Source organism: Kitasatospora sp. MBT63, assembly GCF_000710465.2.
Classification (GTDB): domain Bacteria; phylum Actinomycetota; class Actinomycetes; order Streptomycetales; family Streptomycetaceae; genus Kitasatospora.
The window spans coordinates 9,594-12,434 of record NZ_JAIZ01000781.1 but is presented as its reverse complement, the minus strand read 5'-3'; the positions used below and the strand labels follow the sequence as shown (position 1 = coordinate 12,434).

4 protein-coding genes are annotated in these 2,841 nt (G+C 75.0%); all 4 read left to right on the top strand.

Annotated elements, in window-relative coordinates; all coding sequences use genetic code 11:
• Positions 1-635: alpha-ketoacid dehydrogenase subunit beta (locus AA75_RS40690; RefSeq protein ID WP_033825534.1), on the top strand; the 635-nt coding region annotated here is incomplete at its 5' end.
• Positions 632-1,399, top strand: a complete 768-nt coding sequence (locus tag AA75_RS40685; RefSeq protein WP_033825533.1) for a thioesterase II family protein — start codon at positions 632-634, stop codon at positions 1,397-1,399. The genes AA75_RS40690 and AA75_RS40685, both read left to right, overlap by 4 nt.
• An 87-nt stretch (positions 1,400-1,486) precedes the next feature.
• Positions 1,487-1,705, top strand: a complete 219-nt coding sequence (locus AA75_RS40680; RefSeq protein ID WP_033825532.1) for an MbtH family protein — start codon at positions 1,487-1,489, stop codon at positions 1,703-1,705.
• Positions 1,702-2,841: PLP-dependent aminotransferase family protein (locus AA75_RS40675; protein WP_051814264.1), on the top strand; the 1,140-nt coding region annotated here is incomplete at its 3' end. The genes AA75_RS40680 and AA75_RS40675, both read left to right, overlap by 4 nt.

Sequence of the window (2,841 nt, the reverse complement as noted above, 5' to 3'; positions counted from 1 at the left end):
CGTACGGCGGCGGCATCGGCGCCGTCGAGCACCACAGCGACTCCTCCGAGATCTACTACATGGCCACCCCCGGACTGACCGTGGTCACCCCCGCGACCGTCGCCGACGCGTACGCACTGCTGCGCCGCTCCATCGCCTCCCCCGACCCGGTGGTCTTCCTCGAACCCAAACGGCTGTACTGGCGCAAGGAGGAGCTCGGCCTGCCGGTCGACACCGGCCCGCTCGGGTCGGCGGTCGTCCGCCGGCCCGGCAGCCACGCCACCGTGGTCGCCTACGGCCCGGCCGTCAGCACCGCCCTGGAGGCCGCCGAGGCGGCCGCGGAACTCGGCTGGGACCTCGAAGTGGTCGACCTGCGGACGCTGATGCCGCTCGACGACGCCACCGTGTGCGCGAGCGTCCGCCGCACCGGCCGGGCCGTCGTGGTGCACGAGGCGCACGGATTCTCCGGCCCCGGCGCCGAGATCGCCGCCCGGATCACCGAACGCTGCTTCTACCACCTGGAGGCCCCGGTCCGCCGGGTCACCGGCTTCGACGTGCCCTACCCGCCGCCGCTGCTGGAGAGCCACTACCTGCCCGGCGTGGACCGGATCCTGGACGCGGTCGCGTCCCTGGAGTGGGAGGCGGTCCCCGCATGAGCGGACCCGACACCGCGGCCTGGTTCCGCTGCCTGCGGCCCCGCCCGGCGGCCCGCACCAGACTGCTGTGCTTCCCGCACGGCGGCGGCTCCTCCGCCGCCTACCGGGACTGGCACGACCTGCTGCCCGACGAGGTGGAACTCTTCGCGGTGGAGTACCCCGGCCACGCCGACCGCCTGCTGGAACCCCTCGTCGACGACCTCGCGGAGCTCGCCGACCGGGCGTGCGAGGCCGCCCTGCCGCTGCTGGACCGGCCGTTCGCCCTCTACGGCCACAGCCTGGGCGCCCTCGTCGCGTACGAGACCGCCCTGCGGCTGGAGGCCCGCGGCCACCACCCGCTGCGGCTGACCGCCTCCGGCATGCCCGCACCCCGCCTGGTACGCCCCGGCGAGGTCCACCTCGGCGACGACACCCGGGTCCTCGCCGAACTCGACCGGCTCGGCGGCGTACCGGCCGAGGTGCTCGACCACCCGGACCTGCGGGAACTGGTGCTGCGCACCGCCCGGGCGGACTACCGGCTGGCCGAGACCTACCGGCCCGCCGCCCACGCCGTGCTGCGTGCCCCGGTGACCACCCACCGGGGCCTGCGGGACCCGGAACTGACCGAGGCCGAGGCGGCCGGCTGGAGCGCCGCCACCACCGGTGCGACCGTCCACCGCACCTTCCCCGGCGACCACTTCCACCCGGCCGCCGACCGCGCGCCGGTGATCGCCGAGGTCCTGCACGGCCTGCGCGCGGCGCCGTCAACGCCGTCAGCGCGCTGACAGCGCCCCGGCGCAGGCTGGGCCGAGGCCCGCCGGGACCGAACGGCCGCCCGCCGCCCGCACACCGACCCATCCGAGGAGAGAACCATGACCAACCCCTTCGAGGACACCGAGGCCAGCTATCTGGTCCTCGTCAACCACGAGGGCCAGTACTCGCTGTGGCCCTCCTTCGCCGAGGTCCCGGCCGGCTGGACGGTCGCCGTCCAGGCCACCGGCCACCAGGACGCGCTCGACCGGATCGCCGAACTGTGGACCGACATGCGGCCCAAGAGCCTCATCGACGCCATGAACGGCGCGTCCGCATGAGCCCGGCCCCCGGCCCGGCGGCCGGACTCCTCGACCCCCCGAGGCGGCCGGCGTCCGCCGGGGGCACGCTGAGCACCGCCGACCTGCACGCCTCGCTCACCGACCCGGCGCTGACCTCGATGACCCTGCTCAACGAGGTCACCGGCCGCTACCCCGACGCGGTCTCCTTCGCGGCCGGCCGGCCCTACGAGGGCGGCTACGAGATCGCCGCGCTCCACCGCCACCTGGAGACCTACACCGGCCACCTGGCCGCCGACCGGGGCTTCGACACCGACCAGGTCACCCGGGCGCTGTTCCAGTACGGCCACACCAAAGGCATCATCACCGACCTGATCGCCCGCCACCTCGCCGTCGACGAGGGCCTGGCCGTCGACCCGGAGGCGGTGGTGGTGACCACCGGCTGCCAGGAGGCCATGGTCCTGGTCCTGCGGGCGCTGCGCCGCGGCCCGCGCGACGTGGTGCTCGCCGCGGCCCCGACCTACGTCGGCTTCACCGGCGCCGCCCGGCTGGTCGACCTGCCGGTGCGGCCGGTCCGGGAGGGGCCGGCCGGACTCGACCCCGACGACCTGGAACGGCAGATCCGGCACGCCAGGGCCGACGGGCTCGAACCGCGCGCCTGCTACGTCATCCCCGACTTCGCCAACCCCGGCGGGGCCGCGATGCCGGTCGCCGACCGGGAACGGCTGCTGCGGATCGCCGAACGCGAGAACCTGCTGCTGCTGGAGGACAACCCGTACTCGATGTTCCACGACGGGGGAGCGCGGCCGCCGACGCTCAAGTCCCTGGACCGCGCCGCCCGGGTGGTCTACTTCGGCTCCTTCGCCAAGACCGCCTTCCCCGGCGCCCGGATCGGCTACGTCGTCGCCGACCAGCCGGTGCGGGAGGGCGGCCTGTTTGCCGACCAGCTCGCCAAGCTCAAGAGCATGCTGACGCTCAACACCTCCTCCGTCGCCCAGGCGGCCATCGGCGGCCTGCTGCTGGAGAACGGCTGCAGCATGGAGCGGGCCAGCGCGCCCGCCGCCGAGGTCTACCGGCGCAACCGCCGGGCCCTGCTCGCCGGCCTGGAACAGCGCTTCTCCGCGCCGGGCCACGGGGTCCGCTGGAACACCCCGGCCGGCGGCCTGTTCGCCGTCGTC

Coding starts and splice junctions, on each gene's coding strand:
- AA75_RS40685 (WP_033825533.1), top strand. CDS start 632: ATGAGCGGACCCGACACCGCGGCCTGGTTCCGCTGCCTGCGGCCCCGC.
- AA75_RS40680 (WP_033825532.1), top strand. CDS start 1,487: ATGACCAACCCCTTCGAGGACACCGAGGCCAGCTATCTGGTCCTCGTC.